This is a genomic window from Spirosoma sp. KCTC 42546 (assembly GCF_006965485.1).
Lineage (GTDB): Bacteria > Bacteroidota > Bacteroidia > Cytophagales > Spirosomataceae > Spirosoma.
The window spans coordinates 6,186,929-6,206,207 of sequence record NZ_CP041360.1; the positions used below are offsets into that span (position 1 = coordinate 6,186,929).

Consider the following 19,279-nt stretch of genomic DNA (forward strand, 5'->3'; position numbering starts at 1 on the left):
CACGTTGGCTCTGGCCTTGCACCATCGTTATTTTGCTACTACGTTCTTGCCTAACTTTTGTTCCGGCACCAGTTCGGCATGCCCTTCGTGCATAGGTTGAGTCAAACTACCCCCAAACCAGCGCGCCCGTTGCCTGGCACCTGCAACATCGTCTAATTCCAGTAGCCGAATACCACCCGGATGATCGGTAGTCGGCTCTTCGTAAACGACCTGTAAACCAACCCAATCCAGATACTCATTGAGTTTGGTTTCGAGAGGTTGATTACCAAAAACACATAGCTCATAATACCACTCCAGCGATTCGCCCACTACGGTTTCGGTGACTGTCCGGTAGTCATCCAGTGTATAGCCTATGAAGGGTTTTCCAAACTGTTGCCACATGATGCGCATTACGTCGTCCAGGGAATGGGCATGATTGGTAAGTCGGCGGATATGTAGATCCAGAATCAGTGCGGCAATGGCTCCTTTATGATAGACCGATACTTTGCGGTCGGGCACGCCTTTATCGTAGCCATCGAGCCACAAATCCCAGGAGGATTCAGTAAGCGACTGAAACGCTCGTCCGTTATTCTCAAAATGTCGTTTAAACAGTACCTGAAGCTCCTTCAGATAGGCTTCATTGGAGAAGACGCCGGCTTGTCGAAGCATCAAATCGCCATAGTAGGTTGTTACACCTTCTGCCACAAAGCAGGTTGAGAAGTAGTTTTCCTTCGTAAAGTCATATGGTAGCAGTTCAACAGGCCGAATGCGGATAATATTCCAGGCATGGAATAACTCATGCGACGATACGCCCAGTAAATCCTGGTATAGCCCTTCCCCTTCATCATTGGGACCAAGTACCAGCACCGTTGAATTACGATGTTCGACGCCGTGATAGTAGGGTACGGGTAAAATCAGCGTCAGAAAATGATAGGTCTCTTCTGGGAATTCGCCGTAGAGATCGAGTTGTTTCTGTGAAAACCGGGTAAAATCCCGCACAATTCGTTCGACATCAAAAGTAGGATCACCATCCGTCCGGCGACCACCCTGAATCCAGACATGAAAAGGCGTTCCCCCAACTTCGTACTGAATGTGCTGAATAACGGGCGCGGCTATAAGCGGACAATCGACCAGCTCATAAAAATCAGCTGCATGAAGCATTTTAGGACCTGATTGAGTAAGACCACAGGCAATTGTCCAGGTATCAGGAATATCAAGTTCCAGCGTACATGGATCCGTAATCCGTCCTTCGGCATACAGGCACAGGTTAACAGGATTCACATACAGTAGCGTATCACTCACAAAACTACTACCCGCATTCAGTTGATTAGGCGTAGTTAACAGCGCGTAATAATTGTACTGGACGGTTAGTTCGGTGGCACCGTTTGTCTGTACCAGCCAGCGATCTTTTGTGATTTTACGAAACGGGAGCGGATTTCCCTGACCATCGACAATAGAAAATCGCTGAATATTTTTGGCAAACTGCTGCAATTCATAGCGTCCCGGTCGCCAGGCTGGCAATTGTAGCTCTACCTCCGGTGTACTAATATCGGTTAGCCGAGCGTCAATGGCGATGTAATGAGGAGTAGTTTGATCAGAAGAAAGCCGATAATGCATTGGTGTTGGTTGAGTAGGTTAAGTATGTGAAGTTGTTTGGCAAGTTCAGAGCGTAAAGCGTATTCTGTGCAACTTACTACACTTATTTCACTTACTACACTTCATTGACTGATTACAAATCTAAAACAAGGCTTGGTAAACTAAGTCTGTTCGCGTATCTTTGCGGACTCATTTGGAAAAACAAGAGTTTTAGGACAAGATAGATCATGAAAAGAACGTACCAACCATCAAATCGTAAGCGGAAAAACAAACACGGCTTCCGTGAGCGGATGGCTAGTGCCAATGGCCGTCAGGTTTTGGCCCGCCGTCGTGCCAAAGGCCGTCACAAACTGACCGTCTCTGACGAGAAAAAAGGCGAACGCTTTAAAATTTAATAGTCTGACCTGGGCCGCCGGAGCGGTTTGATGTCCGACGTTTGATGTTTTAGATCATAGAAAGCATCAAACTACGAACTACAAACGTTAAACTGTATGCCGCAAACCTTCAGTAAATCGGAACGGCTTTGCAGCAAAAAAATTCTCGGAGAATTATTTAAAAAGGGTAGTGCGACCGGGTCACGTCAGACCGTAGGGACGTTCTACCTTTTTCCATTTCGGGTGCTCTATCTCCCCCAACCCGAATTTACTCCCGAAAGCAACGTTTTGTTGCCAGCTATTGTCATTACGGTACCGAAACGAACCTTTAAGCGCGCCGTTGACCGTAACCTCATTCGTAGACGGGTACGGGAAGCTTATCGACTCAATAAGTATCTATTTAATCAGGAAAAGCCTTTACCCGGTCAATCAAGACCGGAATATATTGCCTTTCTTTATACCGCAAAACAGATAATTTCGTTTGAAGAGATAGAAAAAGGTATGAAATTAGCTATAGCAAAATGTATATTGAAGAATGTATAATGAAGAATATGTCCCGTCTACTCTTCAGCATTCATTATACATTTTTCAGTATACATTCTTCATTCAAAAGCTACTATGCGCTTCCCTAAACGCCTTACTCTTTTAGCCTCGTCAGTGCTTGTAGCCGGTGGCATTGGTTTTTTCTCGTTTAAAAACGATGATCGTTTTTTCGAAATCGCCCGCAACCTCGACATCTACGCCACGTTGTTCAAAGAATTGAATCTGTATTATGTAGATGAGATTAATCCAAACCGGATGGTGAAAACCAGTATCGACGCCATGCTGAAGGCGCTCGATCCTTACACCAACTTTTTTGCGGAGGATGAAATCGAGGACTACATGACCATGACCACCGGTCGTTACAACGGCATTGGTGCACTTATTGGACAGCGCCAGGGAAAGAGTATTGTACTGATGGTATATGAAGGAACGCCTGCCGAAAAATCAGGCCTTCAAATTGGTGATGAGGTCATAAAAATTGATGGCATTGATATAAAAACGCGCAAAGAGTCTGATCCGGGCAAGTTGCTGAAAGGGCAGAATAACACCGCTGTAAAGCTAACTGTACAGCGATACGGGGAGAAAAACCCCGTTGAGCTCAGTGTCATTCGCGACGTAGTAAAAATGACCAATGTGCCTTATTACGGCATGATTTCGGAAGATGTTGGCTACATAGACCTCAAGGATTTTACAGCAACGGCTTCACGGGAGGTGCGTACAGCCTTTCAGGAATTGAAGGGCAAGGGCATGAAGAAACTTATTCTTGATGTTCGTGAAAACCCCGGTGGACTCCTCAACATGGCCATCGACATCTGTAATACGTTTATTCCAAAGGATTCAGAGGTTGTTACAACGAAGGGGAAAGTGACCGAGTGGAACAAAACCTACACGGCGCTGAATCCACCACTTGACCTCGAAATGCCAATTATTGTGCTGACGAACAACCACAGCGCATCGGCCGCCGAAATTGTATCGGGGGTGATTCAGGATTACGACCGGGGTGTTTTGATCGGTCAGCGTACGTACGGCAAGGGCTTAGTGCAAACCACCCGCGAGTTATCGTTTAATACCAAGCTTAAAATCACCACAGCTAAGTACTACATTCCAAGTGGACGTTGTATTCAGGCCATCGACTACAGTCACCGCAACCCAGATGGTAGTGTTGGCAAAATTCCCGACTCTCTGAAAACAGCATTTAAAACTAAAGCCGGTCGGGTGGTGTATGATGGGGGTGGTGTTCTGCCTGATGTAGTCATTGAAGCCCAAACACCAACGCCTATTGCCCTTAGCCTGACGAACAAAGGGCTGATTTTCGATTATGCCGTGAAATACCGTCACGAACACCCGAGTATCAAACCCGCCCGTGAGTTCCGTCTGACAGACGCTGAGTACAGTGATTTTGCCAAGTGGGTAGGCGACAAAGAATACGACTATACTACACAGGTTGAAAAAGACCTCGGCACACTCGAAGCCTCAGCTAAGAAAGAAAAATACTTCGATCAGATTCAGGATCAACTCAAATCGCTTAAGACCAAGATGTCGCACAGCAAAGACGCCGACCTGAATACGTTTAAAACGGAGATCCGGACGTTGCTTGAGCAGGAAATTGCGGGCCATTATTACCTGCAAAAAGGCCTCAAAGAAGCCTCATTTGCTACGGATCCTGAAATGAAAGCCGCTTTGGACCTCTTCAAGGACATGGGTCGGTACTCAACTATTTTAAAAGGAAAATAATAAAGGGGAGGAAGGAGGAAAGGGAGGAGGGGGAAGAAAGGGTTGCTGACGCAAGAATATCCCTTTCCTCCCTTTCCTCCCTTTCCTCCCTTTCCTCCCTTTCCTCCCTTTCCTCCCTTTCATGCTCATTCTCTCTCTCGATACTTCCACAGCCAATTGTTCCGTGGCTCTCCATCAGGGTGGCAGCCTGTTGGGTTGTTATGAACTCTTTACAGAACGCACGTCTGCATCTATGCTTACAACACTTATCAGTGATGTTGTTCAGCAGGCAGGATATGAGTTAGGGCAATTGGATGCAGTGGCCGTAGCCAAGGGGCCAGGTTCCTATACGGGGCTGCGTATTGCGGTATCAACGGCTAAAGGGCTATGTTTTGCGTTAGACAAACCGCTGCTGGCCGTAAATACGTTAGCAGGTATGGCTGGTCAGGTGCGAGAATACTTTCCTGCCGGTTATACCCTGTGCCCCATGATTGATGCCCGCCGGATGGAGGTCTATTGTGCCTTTTATGACACAAGTGGGCTTGAAATCCAACCCACATCGGCACAAATCATTGACGAAAATTCATTCAGTAACTGGCTGACACTAGGCCCGGTGGTGTTCTTCGGCGATGGGGCCGCAAAATGCCGGTCACTATTGGGCGAACACCCAAACGCTTTCTTTCCTGCTATCCATATTGTCCCATCAGCCCGCACGATTGGCCAATTGGCAACCTCAGTTTATGACGCAGGTCAATTCGAGAATTTGGCCACTTTCGAGCCATTCTATCTGAAAGACTTCATAACTACACAGCCTAAAAAGCTGGTGGTTTAATCAATCCTACAGTATTATTTGCCCAATCTCTGACAGGATTACAGGCTTTATAGAGTAGTGCTGACTGTAAAATCCTGCCTTATCCTGTTAATCCTGTCAAAAACATAATTTATCATAAAGCGAGAATCTGCGGTTTTTCCCCTTATTTCGCCCCGACAACCGTCTATTTCCCGCTCCTGTGCAGATTATCGTTGATATTGGCAATACCGACGCCGTTTTCGGACTTTATGACCAAACTACCTGGCAACACATCTGGCGTACTCCTTCCTGGCGTGAAGAATCAGCAGATTCCTACGAACGTCGGTTGCGGCTCTGGTTGCTCGAAGCCAGTATCCCACTGAGTGCGATCAAAACTACCGTACTGAGTAGCGTTGTGCCCGATTTAACGCCTACTATGCGGGCCATGCTAGCCGAATTGTTTGGATTTGACCCTGTGGTAGTAGGACCAGGCGTTTATCCGCTATTACCCCTTGAGATTCTGCGTCCGCACGAAATAGGAGCCGACCTTGTGGCTAATGCGCTGGCAGCTTATACGCGCTATAAACGGACATGTGTTGTTGTCGATTTTGGTACGGCCCTGACGTTCACCACTGTGTCGGGGAAAGGCAAAATTTTGGGAGTGGCTATTGCACCTGGCCTTAAAACTGCCATCCGGTCGTTATTTGCCAATACCGCCCAACTACCCGAAGTGCCCATTGAAGTGCCTTCGTCGGCGCTTGGAACCAGTACGACGCATGCTATTCAGGCGGGCGTAGTATTAGGCTATGAAGGCTTGGTTCGCTCTCTGGTGAGCCGGATTCAAACCGAACTCAACGGCGACTGCATAGCCGTAGCAACAGGTGGCCTCTCGGGTCGGATTCCATCGTTGCACGATGTTTTTACCGACATCGTTCCGTCATTGACGCTGGAAGGTGTTCGTTTGATTGGTGCATTCGTTACGTCGTCAACCAATAGTAGATAACCCTCGTAAACGAGTATTAATCGCTAGCCCTCTGCTATCACATTTTTATCGATGTGTCGACAGAGGGCTTTTAGCTATTGTACTATTTAAAGAGCGACAAAAAAGTAGAAATTATTTTGAGACCGTATAATAAATCTCTTTCATATCCTGTATTTAACCTAAAAGTAGAAAAATAGAACATTACATTTCTTTTCTCCCATCCGTTCTATTCTATCTAAACATAATTAAATAATAAAGAATAGGATAATTTTTTAGCTGATAACAAGCTACTTACCTATTCAGTAACTTGATGTAGGCGTCTTACCCCATGCATGTATTTATGAGGGTGCCAGACACGAAGAGATTCTGCTTCTTACCTAACGTCAACAACGATGAAAATACGCTACTTTCTTACATCACTCATTACAATTGTACTTTTTCATGTTTTTTCTATCCAGGCTGCCTTGCCCAAGCCAACCTGGCAATCCGGTAAACTAACGCTCAGGGACAAGACCGTTTTAGAAGGCGATTTAAGTTATAATTGGTTAATGGAAACCGTATTGTTTCGCCAGACTGATGGTCGAGTGCGTACGTTATCGGCGAATCAACTTAGTCAGTTCGGCTGGTTTGACTTTTCTATTCATAAGTATAGGGACTTTAGAGTCCTCGCGCGTGATGAGCCCAACGTGCCTAGCAGACCGGCAATTTTCGAGATTTGTATGGATGGATCGCTGGTTGTTGTCAGGCATTTACGACAACGGCACGGTTTACTCAATCGTACGTTTACTCATCCGGCCTACTTCGCGGATCAGCCAGAGATGGCACAAAACACCGATCATTTCGACTACTTTGTCTACGATGCGGGTCGGTTACGGGCACTGGAGCGATTTCACACCGACATTTATGAGCCCTTGATGAGGGCGCACGACAAAACATTACAGCACTACGTACAAGTCCATAATATTAATGACCGAAGTCTATTGGGCCGACTACTCGTAATAGATCGGTACAATACACTAGTGGAGCAGGATGCTAAAACTGCTTCGGCTAAAGGTATTGTTGTTGCACCCGAATAGCTGTTACTCATCAGAAGGCGTTGATGACTCACTATTAGATGCCTGCACCCGCTTTTTCCGTTTCTTAAGCGCATCGTTAAGCAGAAACTCAATCTGCCCATTCACGCTCCGAAACTCGTCTTGCGCCCAACGTTCCAGTTCCTTCAGCGTTTCGGGTTGTATTCGTAAGACAAATGCTTTCTTTTCAGCAGCCATAGGAAGGGGGAGGAAAAGGACGAGAGGGAGGAAAGGGGCGAGAGGAGTTCGGGCGTCAGCCTTTTCTCCCTTTATTCCCTCTCCTCCATCCTCCCTTTCCTCCTTTAATTATACAACGTTCCAGCATTAACAACGGGGCTAACTGACTTTTCACCACAGAGCACAACCAGCAGATTACTGACCATTGCGGCTTTACGTTCCTCATCTAATGCAATAACGCCATTTTTCTCAAGGCGTTCCAACGCCATTTCAACCATACCAACTGCCCCTTCCACAATCAAACGTCGGGCGGCTATCATAGCCGATGCCTGTTGACGCTGGAGCATAGCGCCCGCAATTTCAGAGGCATAAGCTAGGTGGCTAACGCGGGCTTCAATAATATCAACCCCGGCTCGTTCGAGTCGTTCGTTCAGTTCCTGCTCCAGAAATACATTGATCTGGCCCGTACTATCCCGCAAGGTTACCGATGAGGTTTCGTCTTCCATGTGGTCGTAGGGATACGAGTTCGCTAACTTCCGAACGGCCGCTTCCGATTGAATCTGCACGAAGTTCACGTAGTTGTCCACATCAAATAGGGCTCTGGACGTGTCTTTCACCTGCCAGACGACTACGGCCGCAATCTCCACAGGGTTACCCATTTTATCGTTGACTTTCAGGGTCTGTCCATTCAGGTTACGAGCGCGCAGGCTGATCTTAGTTTTACTATAAAGCGGGTTTACCCAACGCAAACCGGTTTCCTTGATTGTCCCTACATAATCCCCGAAAAACGTAGCGGCCATCCCTTCATTGGGGTAAATCACGACAATGCCTTTGAGAATGAATCCACCCGCAACAAATAATAAAGCGCCGACAACTGAGCCATAACTTACAAATAGGGCTGCCAGGCCAAAACACACCAAAGCAAGCAACACAAACAGATAACCAGAAACGGCAATAAGTTTTTTCTCTTCCATGACCGTAAGGATTCAGATGAATAAGTAATATCATTTTGATAGCACAATGATACTGAAAATTACTGTCGATCGGTCAAAATATAGAGGAGTGGTCAGCCAACTCCACCAATGGCAGTAGACGGATAGTTATAGATTATTACGGTGGAAACGCTGATAACTCAGGGGGCTTTGTCCTGTAACGGCTTTAAATTTCTCAAAAAAGCAGGTTGCGTTTTGGAATCCACTTTCGTAACAGATCTGCTGAATGCTTCTTCGATTGTCAATTAGTTGACGGCAGGCATGGCCAACCCGTATTTCTGTCAGAAACTCCGAATAGGTCTTACCCGTGCGAGACTTGAAATATCGGCAAAATGAATTGGGGGAAAGACCCGCCACAGAGGCAACATCATCCAGCCTTATTTTCTGTTTAAACTCTCTGAATGTAAATTCATAAATGGCGTTGATCCGCTCATTTTCCGCATCGGCAAAGTCGTATTCGAAACCGAGTGAGGAGAGCAATTCGACTTCTTTTGCCTGGGCAATAGCCAGTAAGCAATCTAGCAACGCAATTAATTGGTAAGCGCCTTCCAACTGATAAAGCGTTTCAATTTTTGAACCGATCAAGGCTCGGTCAGCCCCCGTCAGCAGAATTCCTCGTTTCGCTTTTTCCAGAACCTGTTTGATCGGCTTAGTTTCGGGTAGCGTCAGAAACCGATCTCCCCAGAAATCTTCCGTAAAATGAATAACGGTAGCGTAAGGCTGTAAATTCTGATTATCAGGCAGTTCCTGCTCATCATAGCGCCAATAATGGGGCAGATTGGCCCCTACAAGCACCACATCGCCCGGCCCAAATCGTTTAATATTATCACCAACAAACTGGGTGCCAGTGCCTTTGTGAAACTGAATCAACTCAACTTCAGAATGGAAATGCCAACGGTTATTTATATTAGGCGATTGATCCTGCCGTACACTGAACGAACGGGTAGGTCCAGTACTTACTTTTAATAATTGGGGTTTCATAAAAATATTCTTCAGGAATAGCCTTATTTCTGAAGTCATGCCAATATAGCTTAGTATCTGGGTAAATTCCTACAAAATAGGAGTTAAGAAATAGAGTTACTTTGTACCGTAATCTTACGGGATTTACACCTAAACCCAAAAAAGTCCTGTGTCTAAACCTGATACCCGCTTCGCCGTCGCTTTAATAACGGTTCTCTTCTTTCTTTGGGGATTTGCGGTGAATCTGAATCCCATTCTGATTCCGCACCTCAAAAAGGCTTGTCAATTAAGCGATGTTCAATCAGCTCTGATTGATTCCGCTTTTTACATTGCCTATTTTCTTATGGCTCTGCCCGCTGGCCTATTTATGAAACGCTACGGGTACAAAGCAGGAATTACGTTTGGCTTATTACTATTTGCTGGGGGGGCCTGTTTATTTTATCCGGCAGCTGACGCACGGCAGTTCATTTTTTTCCTGGTGGCTCTGTTCATCATTGCAAGTGGACTAACCCTATTAGAGACAGCGGCAAATCCGTATATCACCGCCTTGGGCGATGCTGAAACAGGCACACAACGGCTCAACTTCGCCCAGTCTTTCAATGGATTGGCAGCCTTTCTGGCTCCTCTTGCGGGTGGCAAATTTATTCTATCAGGCAAGAATTTGTCGACTACTGAGCAGCAAGCTATGGGGCCAGAACAATTCGAAGCGTATCTGAAAGCGGAAGCATCGTCGGTACAAATTCCATTTCTAGTGATTGGGGGCGTTGTGTTGCTGGTGGCGTTGCTGATTAGCCGTACTAAGCTACCTGTTATCAAGGAGCAAGAAGACTCACCAACAACGAGTCAGGGCTCTATTCTCTCCGAAAAAAATCTGGTTCTGGGCGTAATTGCTCAGTTTTTCTACGTGGGTGCACAGGTCTGCATTAGTAGTTTTTTTATCCGGTTCGTAGGGCAGGTAGCCGATATTGGCGAAAAAGAAGCGGCTGAGTTGTTATCGTTTGCTTTGCTCGGCTTTATGGTTGGTCGCTTCTTCGGTACGTTCCTTATGAAATACATTACTCCCCCTCATTTACTGGCTATCTATAGTCTACTCAACATTGGATTACTGGCAATTGCGGTGTTTGGTCATGGACAACTAACAGTTTATACGCTGGTTGGCGTCGAATTTTTCATGTCGATCATGTTTCCTACCATTTTTTCGCTGAGTATTCGGGGATTAGGATCCAAAACAAAGTTGGGATCATCCATGGTCATTATGGCTATTGGGGGCGGGGCTGTTTTTCCAGTCATTATGGGTCGTGTTTCTGATCTGACCACGATGCAGATGGCCTACCTGGTTCCAGCTATCTGTTTTTTACCGATTCTGTATTTTGCCATAAAGAATTTTTCAGTCAAGAACGTGACGCTAACCGCTTCACATTAGTAAGTAATTAATTTGAATTCTGTTGATTCTATAGATGCTATTGATTTATTAATAACCAGAATCCAGAGAATCACTAGCGTCTATTGAATAAGTCCTAAAGAATCATCCTGCACTCGAATAAAGTTCAGGACAACGTCAATAACTCCATTATGTAGGAGTTTTTTCATAGGTTGGTAGTTCGGAAAGCCCCACCGGCTTGCGTGAGGGCTTTCTTTTTTTCATCGAACATGTAGTTAATCATAGATATGGACTTACAACTGCAAAACAAGGTTATCCTCGTTACAGGTGGTGCCAAGGGCATTGGCGAAGGCATTGTAAACGTGTTAGCCACCGAAGGTGCCATTCCTGTTATTATTGGAAGAAATGAAGCCGATAATCAGAAAGTCGTGGCGGAAATTGAAGCTGCCGGACATCAGGCCTTTCAGGTTGTAGCTGAACTGACCCAGCCCGAAGAATCAGCCAAAGCTGTTCAGGCTGTGCTGAGCCGATTTGGACGGATCGATGGGGTTGTTAATAATGCTGGCGTAAATGATGGCGTTGGTCTGGAAAACGGCAATTACGAGTCGTTTATAGCTTCACTTCATAAGAATCTGGTCCACTACTACCTGATCGTGCATCATGCGCTACCTGCACTGAAGGAATCAAAGGGAGCCATCGTCAATATCACCTCTAAAACGGCCGATACAGGACAAGGAGGCACTTCCGCTTATGCTGCCGCCAACGGCGGACGCAACGCACTGACCCGCGAGTGGGCGGTCGAGTTACTCAAATACGGCATCCGGGTTAACGCCATTGTTGTGGCCGAATGCTGGACACCCCTCTATGAACGCTGGATCAATACCTTACCCAATCCAGACGAAAAACTGGCATCGATCGTTGCGCATATTCCCCTCGAAAACCGGATGACAACCGCCGAAGAAATTGCCAATACCACTGCATTTTTACTATCCAATCGCTCCAGTCACACTACTGGTCAACTCCTTTACGTAGATGGCGGGTACGTTCATCTCGACCGGGCCTTAGCTAATGCTTCTTAAAATAAGTTTGTAGTTTGTCGTTTGAGGTTCGATGTTTCCGGCCTCAGTGAACCTCAAACTACAAACTACAAACTACAAACTACAAACTTTAATGCAAACCTTAGTCTGTACAACGCCAGGGCAGTTAATCTATCAATCAGGTATCAAGCCGGAGTTGACTCCCGGAAATGCCATCATACAGATTCGGCGAATTGGCATCTGTGGTACCGATCTCCATGCGTTTGAAGGAACACAGCCGTTTTTCAATTATCCTCGTATTCTAGGCCATGAACTAGCCGGAGAACTCGTTGAAGCCGACGATGCTCCTGGATTTGAGTCCGGCGAAGCCGTAACCTTTATTCCTTATTTTAACTGTGGGCATTGCATTGCCTGCCGATCGGGCAAGCCCAATTGCTGTGCAAGCCTTAGCGTAAGTGGTGTGCATGAAGATGGGGGCATGGTGGAATACTTATCGGTTCCCTCCTACTCCTTAGTGCATGGCAATGGACTAAGTTTCGACGAACTGGCTTTAGTAGAACCTTTATCCATTGGCGCACATGGGATTCGCCGGGCCGGTGTACAGCCGGGGGAGTGGGTGCTGGTTATTGGCGCTGGTCCCATAGGATTGGGCGTAATGGAGTTTGCCCGGATTGCCGGGGGTAACGTGATTGCCCTCGACATCAATGCATCACGACTTGCCTTCTGCAAAAATCGGCTGAACGTGAAACACACGGTATTGGCAACAGATCCAGATGTGCTGGAGCAATTGGCAGCGATCACAAACGGCGAAATGCCTACCGTAGTAATTGATGCAACGGGTAATCTGCGTGCTATTAACAATGCCTTTCAGTATATGGCCCACAGCGCTCGTTATGTCCTGGTTGGCTTGCAGAAAGGCGAAATTTCGGTCAGTCACCCGGAGTTTCATAAGCGGGAGGGCACCCTTATGAGCAGTCGAAATGCAACCCGACAGGATTTCGAGCATGTGATTGCCTCCATGAAAAATGGCCAGGTCGATCCAACGACCTACATTACGCATCGGGTAGCCTTTGGGCAGGTTCGCGACGAATTTGCCAGCTGGCTCAACCCGGCCAATGGAGTGATTAAGGCGATGGTGGAAGTAAATCCGTAGGTAACTAATGCCGCTACTCTGCAAACGCCAATCCTTTTCACTATTTTTGCGGCCTTAATTACTGGTCAACCTGCTGATTGACCAACTTATTGACAATCATGCAACTGAGTGAACAAGAAATAAACCGCCGACAAAAGCGCGAAGAATTAATGCGGATGGGAATCGACCCCTACCCCGCTGCACTAGTTGACGTAACGGCCACTATTGCCGATATCCGGGAGGCTTTCCCAACTGCTGAACCCGAACAGGATTTCTCGGGCGACAAACGCTGGGGCAATGTCCAATTGGCAGGCCGATTGATGGTATTCCGCATTAGCGGCAGTGCATCCTTCGCCGAAATACAGGACTCTACCGGGCGGATACAATGCTACTTCCGGCGCGACGACATCTGCCCCGGCGAGGATAAAACACTGTATAATACCGTCTTTAAGAAACTCTTAGATATTGGTGATATTATTGGTGTTCGGGGTCATGTATTCACGACCAAAACCGGCGAACTGTCGGTTTACGTGAAGGAATTTAAGATCCTGAATAAATCACTACGACCATTGCCTGTGGTAAAGGAAGTCATCAATGAGCAGGGGCAAAAAGAAACCTTCGACGCCTTTACAGATCCGGAGCAACGTTACCGGCAGCGATATGTGGATTTGATCGTGAATCCGCAGGTGCGCGATGTATTCGTAAAACGGACGAAACTGGTGAACTCGATTCGGCAGTTTTTGAGCCAGAAGGGCTATCTGGAAGTCGAAACGCCCATTTTACAGCCGATCCACGGCGGAGCAACCGCACGCCCGTTCAGCACCCACCACAACTCGCTCGACATGACGCTCTACATGCGGATTGCCAACGAGTTATACCTGAAGCGCCTGATTGTGGGCGGTTACGACGGTGTGTTCGAGTTTGCCAAAGATTTCCGGAACGAAGGCATGGACCGTACGCACAATCCAGAGTTTACCCAGGTTGAGTTCTACGTTGCGTATAAAGATTACCTCTGGATGATGGACACCATCGAAGAGATGGTTGAAAAAGTAGCGCTGGATGTAGCCGGAACCACCAAAGTTACTGTCGGCGAAAACGTTATTGATTTCAAACGCCCCTGGAAACGCCTGACCATGTTCGAGGCTATTCAGGAATATACGGGTGTGGATGTATCGGCTATGGAGGAAGCTGAACTTCGGCAAGTGGCCGAAAGTCGGGGCATTAAAGTCGATAGTACCATGGGCAAGTCGAAGTTAATTGACGAGCTATTTGGCGATGCCTGTGAACCGAACTTGATTCAGCCGACATTCATTACAGATTACCCCGTTGAGATGTCGCCGTTGACCAAGAAGCACCGAAGCAAACCAGGCCTGGTAGAACGGTTCGAAGCTATTTGCAACGGAAAAGAAATCGCGAATGCCTACTCAGAGTTGAACGATCCTCTCGATCAGCGCGAGCGTTTTGAAGAGCAGTTGCGCCTGGCTGAACGGGGTGATGAAGAAGCGATGGTTTTGGACGAAGATTTTCTGCGTGCCCTTGAATACGGTATGCCGCCAACGGCAGGTGTTGGTTTGGGTATCGACCGACTGGCGATGATTATGACCAACCAGCCATCTATCCAGGATGTTCTGTTTTTCCCGCAGATGCGCCCCGAAAAGAAACTGGAGCAATCTGATGAAAGTGATTTTGTAGCAGCTGGCGTTCCAATTGAGTGGGTTCCAGCGGTACAGAAATTAGGCTTTCAAACGGTAGAACAACTTCGTGCAGGCAATCCCAACAAACTCTTTAACGACCTTGGGGGTGTTCGCAAGAAATTAAAAATGGATGTTCCTATGCCTAGCCTGGATCAGATAAAGGGCTGGACAGGCAATTAAACAAGGAAACCCCCACCTGAAAACCGGGTGGGGTTTCTATTTCGTTAGTCGATGCTGGAGAGTAATCTAATTAGCTAATTTTCTGCACCTTTACGGCATTGAGTCCTTTTTTGCCGTCTACCACTTCAAACTGCACCCGGTCTTTTTCCCGAATGGTGATCCCATTCAAGCCAGTGATGTGAACGAAAATGTCTCTGTTGGTACCATCTTCAACAATGAATCCGTAGCCTTTACTTTCGTTAAAGAATTTTACTTCACCTGTTTGCATAAAACGTAAACAATTAAACAATTAAACATTTAAGGGGTCAGTTATTAACAAAGATTCAGGAAACAAATACCGTAACATCGAATTGTTAAGATATTTAGTTGAGAATCAACGAACTTTGTTAAATGTAATGGTGAAAATGGCACTTATGTGCCGTTAACCCCGTCACAACACAAAGAAAACAAAAATGTTCTGACTTCAATTAGTTTAGAGGGACTTTTTACCTAATTTCACTAAGTTTATATTGGCTTTCTTCGTAAACGGCAAACATTCTATCAAATACCATCGTTAGTTTTACAGTTTAGTACTGACCGGGTATTACACACTTCTGAACAAAAAAAATGAATAAGATTCGTTATTTTGTTGAAAGCCAGGCATTCGGTGTCTGTTCCCGTTTAGGGGAAAAGATGAATATCTCAGCCAGCAGTATTCGTTTATATTTTATCTACACCTCTTTTCTGACCCTTGGCTCCCCAGTTGTTCTTTATCTAATACTGGCTTTCTGGATGGAAATGAAAAAGCATATGCGTCGGCACGCACACCCAACCATTTGGGAGTTGTGAACGTATAAATGAATAATGGTTAATGTAAAATGGATAATGATCCAGCGTTGAGATCATTATCCATTTTACATTAACCATTATTCATTTCTCCAAACGTCTTCCTGCCTTTGGCAAAATACTGCCAGACAATACTTTTAGGGTATAGTTTTACCTCGGTTATCTGCTGTTGCTTCAATACCTTCCGTTGCCGGTGAAGTTTCGGTACTGCGCCGTAAAAAGCGAAGTGCGCCCGCACAATAGCCCACACATCAGGCCATTGCCCTTCCCGTATAAAGAGCAGTGATGATACGCCATCCATCACCAGCCGGAAAAGAATTTTGGCCCATAACCAGCCATCCGCGGGCCAGTTTTTGTAGAGCATCAGCAGGCTGTTCCGGTAATTCAGAAAGGTTTTATGCGGATTAGATTTGTGGAGCGTACCTCCCCCAACATGATAAACCGTCGACTGGCCACAGGCCCAGACTTGGTAGCCTAATCGCTGGATTCGCCAGCACCAGTCAATTTCTTCCATGTGGGCAAAAAACGATGCATCGAAACCACCCGTCTGGTGAAATACCTCAGCCTTTACAAACAGGCAGGCACCCGTTGCCCAGAAAATCGGCCGGTTGTCGTCGTATTGTCCATGATCGGTTTCGAACGTAGCAAACACACGTCCCCGACAGAAAACGTAGCCTAACCAATCGACAAAGCCACCGGCAGCTCCCGCATGTTCAAACAGCTCGCGCTCACTATATGAACGAATCTTGGGCTGGCAGGCTGCAATAGTCGGATTGGCTTCCATCAGATCAAGCACAGGCGAAATCCAGCCAGGTGTTACTTCAATATCGGAGTTGGGCAGAACATAATAGGTAGCACCCCCATAGTGGGTTCGAATGTGATCGAGAGCCAGGTTGTAACCTCCTGCATACCCCTCATTACGAGGAAGTTCAATAACGCGAACGTCGGGGAACGTAGCTCGCAGAAAGGAAACGGAGTTATCAGTAGAAGCACTATCGGCTACATAAACCGGGTGTCCATCGGCAGTGGCCAGAACCGCAGGCAGAAATTTGGCTAAAAACGGTTGTCCGTTGTAATTAAGAATAACGATGGCAAGGGTAGTCACACCGCAAATTTACGATTTACAAGTTACGGTTTTCAGTATCCGGCGGCAAAGACTCTGCTAAAAACCGACTACTGAAAACCATAAACTGTATACCGTATACCTTTTTTAGCCCATCAGACCATCCAGATTCAGGCCGGGAATGTTAGGCAATAGTCCTTCGGTGGCCTGACGGAGGTGTTCGCGGGCTTTTGTTTCAACATTGCCCATTGCCTTGTTGGTAGCTGCAACAATGAGATCTTGTAACATTTCACGGTCGTCGGGCCGTATCAGATCAGGATCGATTTCTATTTTCAGGACGTTTTTCAGGCCATTCACCGTCACTTTAACTAATCCAGCTCCCGATTCACCCGTTTCGGTAACGGCACTTAGGGTTTCCTGAGCATCTTTCATTCGGGATTGAACTTCCTTCATCTTCCCGAACATATCCATCATATTCATAGTCTTAAGTAGTTAGTAAGTAGTGGAGTAGGTGTAATAAGTGGAGTGAGTGAATCGAACTTACGCATTACACTTACTCCACCTACTTCACTCCTTTCCCATTATCTAATCAACAACACGGCACCGGTCCGAACAGTTTTCACGCCGGTCAGATCAATTACTTCAACGCGGTACATATACTGGCCGGGTTGGGCATCCTGATCCTTTACTTTACCATCCCATCCCTGGTTTTTATCCCTTGTGTCATAAACAACTTCTCCCCAGCGGTCGTACATGATCAGTCTAAACTGATCGAAATAGACTCCTTTTACAACAAATGTATCATTCAGCCCGTCATTATTTGGGGTGAATGCATCAGGTATCCAGATTTTAGCTTCGCGCCGGAAGGTAAAGAAGTTCGAATAGCTGACTGTTCCATTTTCAGAAATAGCAATGATCCGGTATTTCTGCGATTGTATGTCCAGATCCGTAGCACTCAAATCATAATGCGTATTAACACCAATATTTGTGATCTCTCGTCTGGTATTATTCACGGAATCGATTACTTCGATCACATAGTTACCTGTTTTCTCCGGATTAAAAGGAGATTCGGCCGTCCAGTCAATACCAGTCTCTGATTTTGACGTTAAAAAAACCGTACACACCGGGCTCGACGGGGCTGATTTCAGTCCACAATTACTAATGTAGGTTACCTCGTAACAATACGAACCTGTCGATGGGTCTACGGTTTCATCAATGAATGTATTCTTATTCGCGACTGTGGCAATTTCCTGATACGTACCCGAAGAGCCACTGGCGCGGCTGATGATGAGCGTATAACTGGCCGATGCACCTGTGGTCGGCAACGAGGCCACCAGGCGGGGATGGTTATCTTCTATTGATACAACCGTGCTGCCCAGGTCACCCGGTAGTTCGCCGTTAATGCCCAGTACACAGGTAGGTGCCGATGTGACAACGGTCTGTGCAGTACCCGAAATAGTGGCTTCAAGCGTATAGCAATACTGCGCTCCACAGGTAATGTTACTGGCATCACTATAAGTACTGGCAGCACTATTCGTTAGTGTACCAGAAGGCAGGTTATTTTTATAGATAACGTATTTTCTAAACTGCGTTGTTGCCGATATAGTCCCGGCGTAGGGTTGCCAGCTTAGGTTATTTTGCTTGTTAGCCGCTTTGGCATCTAGTACCAGACTGCATACTTCGTCAGATTTTAGGGGGGTGCTATTACAGGCGTCCTGCGTTTGTACCTGAAAGCACTGAACCTGTTTGGCATCGGTCTGAACGGTAAACGACCCCGCGCCCGTACCATTCTGGCCTGTTGCGGTATAGGTTCCGTTTACCTTCTGATAAAGTTGCACCGATGAGCCAGTGCTGGCCTGATAGGTAATGTCAATCGAATTGTCACTGACCGTTTTTAAAGCTGTGATAATAGGCTGTGCGGCCGTAGCAGAAACCGTAATAGGTGCTGCCTGGGTTATTGTTGATCGGCAACTGGCTGGAGCGTTGTAAATTCCCTGTAGCGTTATCGTATAAGACCCCGCATTTGAGTAGGTATGAGATAGCTCAAGAGCCATCTCGGCGCGTGTTTTTTGTTCCCGAACACCATCGCCCCAATAAATTTCGTACAGATCATACTGCCCTAATGTCGATGCATCGGGAACGATCTGAGCTCTTCGGCCTGAGCAAGACTTAGCCGTAAACTTCACCTGATCAACGGGCAGAACGGTAACTTCCTTACACAAGATCGTGCCCGTCCCCGTTCCATTACCACTACCTCCCTGTATAATTGTATACGAGCCAGGAGCAGTATAGGAAAAAGTGGTCGATGTTGACAGGGTAACTTTGTCAATCGAACTCTTACCATCATACTGAAAATTATACCCGGCATTGATTATAGTACCTGGCACACCGACAATAGTAACTGGCGAACCAACGCAGATTTTATCTTTACTGAGGGAAAAACTACCGGGGAATAGTGGATTTGCACAGGCATTCTGGGCCTGAGCGGCAGGCGATCCGCCGAAGATCAGTAGGCCAACCAGCGCCATAATTATCCAATAAGCCACTACACTGGCCTTCGCCCCAATTTCAATCAGCCACAATCGTAAAATTCGCACAGAGGGTCTTTTTTATCGTTTTTTAATTTAGTCCTGCCTATGCTTGAAAACGGCTCAACGGACATTTTCGCATCCGGCGAAACGTATCTTTCTTAAAATCAGTTTTCAGATCAAACTGAGTGTAGGTCAACTGTATTTTCTGGCCATCTGGACAGCCAGCGAATTAGCTACCAAATATACTTTCACCGACA

Annotated in this window: 19 protein-coding genes; 11 read left to right on the forward strand and 8 right to left on the reverse strand. The window is 46.5% G+C overall.

Annotated elements, in window-relative coordinates:
- Positions 1-27 precede the first annotated feature (27 nt).
- Positions 28-1,596 carry a M61 family metallopeptidase gene (locus EXU85_RS25505; protein WP_142774794.1) on the reverse strand — a complete coding sequence of 523 codons (1,569 nt, stop codon included), beginning with the start codon at positions 1,594-1,596 and terminating at the stop codon, positions 28-30.
- Positions 1,597-1,802: 206 nt separating this feature from the next.
- Here EXU85_RS25505 and rpmH point away from each other — a divergent pair, with 206 nt between their 5' ends.
- The 6 genes from rpmH (at position 1,803) to EXU85_RS25535 (ending at position 7,053) form a co-directional block, all read left to right on the forward strand.
- The gene (rpmH, locus tag EXU85_RS25510) at positions 1,803-1,970 is read left to right on the forward strand and encodes a 50S ribosomal protein L34 (protein ID WP_046576258.1); all 168 of its coding nucleotides are present in this window, start codon (positions 1,803-1,805) and stop codon (positions 1,968-1,970) included.
- A gap of 96 nt (positions 1,971-2,066) precedes the next feature.
- Positions 2,067-2,492, forward strand: coding sequence for a ribonuclease P protein component (locus EXU85_RS25515; RefSeq protein ID WP_142774795.1), 426 nt, complete (start codon positions 2,067-2,069; stop codon positions 2,490-2,492).
- A gap of 75 nt (positions 2,493-2,567) precedes the next feature.
- On the forward strand, positions 2,568-4,226 hold the full coding sequence (locus EXU85_RS25520; RefSeq protein ID WP_142774796.1) for a S41 family peptidase: 1,659 nt from the start codon (positions 2,568-2,570) through the stop codon (positions 4,224-4,226).
- A 121-nt stretch (positions 4,227-4,347) separates the two neighbouring features.
- Positions 4,348-5,037, forward strand: coding sequence for a tRNA (adenosine(37)-N6)-threonylcarbamoyltransferase complex dimerization subunit type 1 TsaB (tsaB, locus tag EXU85_RS25525; RefSeq protein WP_142774797.1), 690 nt, complete (start codon positions 4,348-4,350; stop codon positions 5,035-5,037).
- 178 nt (positions 5,038-5,215) lie between these two features.
- Positions 5,216-5,998, forward strand: coding sequence for a type III pantothenate kinase (locus tag EXU85_RS25530; RefSeq protein ID WP_142774798.1), 783 nt, complete (start codon positions 5,216-5,218; stop codon positions 5,996-5,998).
- 371 nt (positions 5,999-6,369) lie between these two features.
- Positions 6,370-7,053: a hypothetical protein gene (locus EXU85_RS25535; RefSeq protein WP_142774799.1), complete on the forward strand. Its 684-nt coding sequence runs from the start codon at positions 6,370-6,372 to the stop codon at positions 7,051-7,053.
- A 3-nt stretch (positions 7,054-7,056) separates the two neighbouring features.
- On the opposite strand, the gene EXU85_RS25540 is transcribed toward EXU85_RS25535, so the two are convergent.
- The 3 genes from EXU85_RS25540 to EXU85_RS25550 form a co-directional block, all read right to left on the reverse strand.
- Positions 7,057-7,248 carry an Arc family DNA-binding protein gene (locus EXU85_RS25540; protein WP_142774800.1) on the reverse strand — a complete coding sequence of 64 codons (192 nt, stop codon included), beginning with the start codon at positions 7,246-7,248 and terminating at the stop codon, positions 7,057-7,059.
- Positions 7,249-7,352: 104 nt separating this feature from the next.
- A complete protein-coding gene (locus EXU85_RS25545) occupies positions 7,353-8,201 on the reverse strand; it encodes an SPFH domain-containing protein (protein ID WP_142774801.1) in 849 nt (282 codons plus the stop codon).
- A gap of 126 nt (positions 8,202-8,327) precedes the next feature.
- A complete protein-coding gene (locus tag EXU85_RS25550; protein WP_142774802.1) occupies positions 8,328-9,200 on the reverse strand; it encodes an AraC family transcriptional regulator in 873 nt (290 codons plus the stop codon).
- Between the two features lie 148 nt (positions 9,201-9,348).
- On the opposite strand from EXU85_RS25550, the gene fucP reads away from it, so the two are divergent.
- The 4 genes from fucP to lysS all read left to right on the forward strand — a co-directional run bounded on the left by fucP (position 9,349) and on the right by lysS (position 14,603).
- Positions 9,349-10,602, forward strand: a complete 1,254-nt coding sequence (gene fucP / locus EXU85_RS25555; RefSeq protein ID WP_142774803.1) for an L-fucose:H+ symporter permease — start codon at positions 9,349-9,351, stop codon at positions 10,600-10,602.
- 245 nt (positions 10,603-10,847) lie between these two features.
- Positions 10,848-11,639 carry an SDR family oxidoreductase gene (locus EXU85_RS25560; RefSeq protein WP_142774804.1) on the forward strand — a complete coding sequence of 264 codons (792 nt, stop codon included), beginning with the start codon at positions 10,848-10,850 and terminating at the stop codon, positions 11,637-11,639.
- Between the two features lie 91 nt (positions 11,640-11,730).
- A complete protein-coding gene (locus EXU85_RS25565) occupies positions 11,731-12,750 on the forward strand; it encodes a zinc-binding alcohol dehydrogenase family protein (protein WP_142774805.1) in 1,020 nt (339 codons plus the stop codon).
- A 98-nt stretch (positions 12,751-12,848) separates the two neighbouring features.
- Positions 12,849-14,603 (forward strand): lysine--tRNA ligase, encoded by a 1,755-nt coding sequence (gene lysS, locus EXU85_RS25570; protein ID WP_142774806.1) that lies wholly within the window; start codon positions 12,849-12,851, stop codon positions 14,601-14,603.
- A gap of 70 nt (positions 14,604-14,673) precedes the next feature.
- Here the strand turns inward: lysS and EXU85_RS25575 are convergent, their stop codons facing one another.
- Positions 14,674-14,871 carry a cold-shock protein gene (locus EXU85_RS25575; protein WP_142774807.1) on the reverse strand — a complete coding sequence of 66 codons (198 nt, stop codon included), beginning with the start codon at positions 14,869-14,871 and terminating at the stop codon, positions 14,674-14,676.
- A 338-nt stretch (positions 14,872-15,209) separates the two neighbouring features.
- Between EXU85_RS25575 and EXU85_RS25580 the strand changes: the two genes are divergently transcribed.
- Positions 15,210-15,431 (forward strand): PspC domain-containing protein, encoded by a 222-nt coding sequence (locus EXU85_RS25580; RefSeq protein ID WP_142774808.1) that lies wholly within the window; start codon positions 15,210-15,212, stop codon positions 15,429-15,431.
- A gap of 70 nt (positions 15,432-15,501) precedes the next feature.
- Here the strand turns inward: EXU85_RS25580 and EXU85_RS25585 are convergent, their stop codons facing one another.
- The 3 genes from EXU85_RS25585 to EXU85_RS25595 form a co-directional block, all read right to left on the reverse strand.
- A complete protein-coding gene (locus tag EXU85_RS25585) occupies positions 15,502-16,533 on the reverse strand; it encodes a glycosyltransferase family 2 protein (protein ID WP_142774809.1) in 1,032 nt (343 codons plus the stop codon).
- A gap of 105 nt (positions 16,534-16,638) precedes the next feature.
- Positions 16,639-16,971 (reverse strand): YbaB/EbfC family nucleoid-associated protein, encoded by a 333-nt coding sequence (locus tag EXU85_RS25590; RefSeq protein WP_142774810.1) that lies wholly within the window; start codon positions 16,969-16,971, stop codon positions 16,639-16,641.
- A 101-nt stretch (positions 16,972-17,072) separates the two neighbouring features.
- The gene (locus EXU85_RS25595) at positions 17,073-19,088 is read right to left on the reverse strand and encodes a gliding motility-associated C-terminal domain-containing protein (protein ID WP_142774811.1); all 2,016 of its coding nucleotides are present in this window, start codon (positions 19,086-19,088) and stop codon (positions 17,073-17,075) included.
- Between the last annotated feature and the right edge of the window lie 191 nt (positions 19,089-19,279).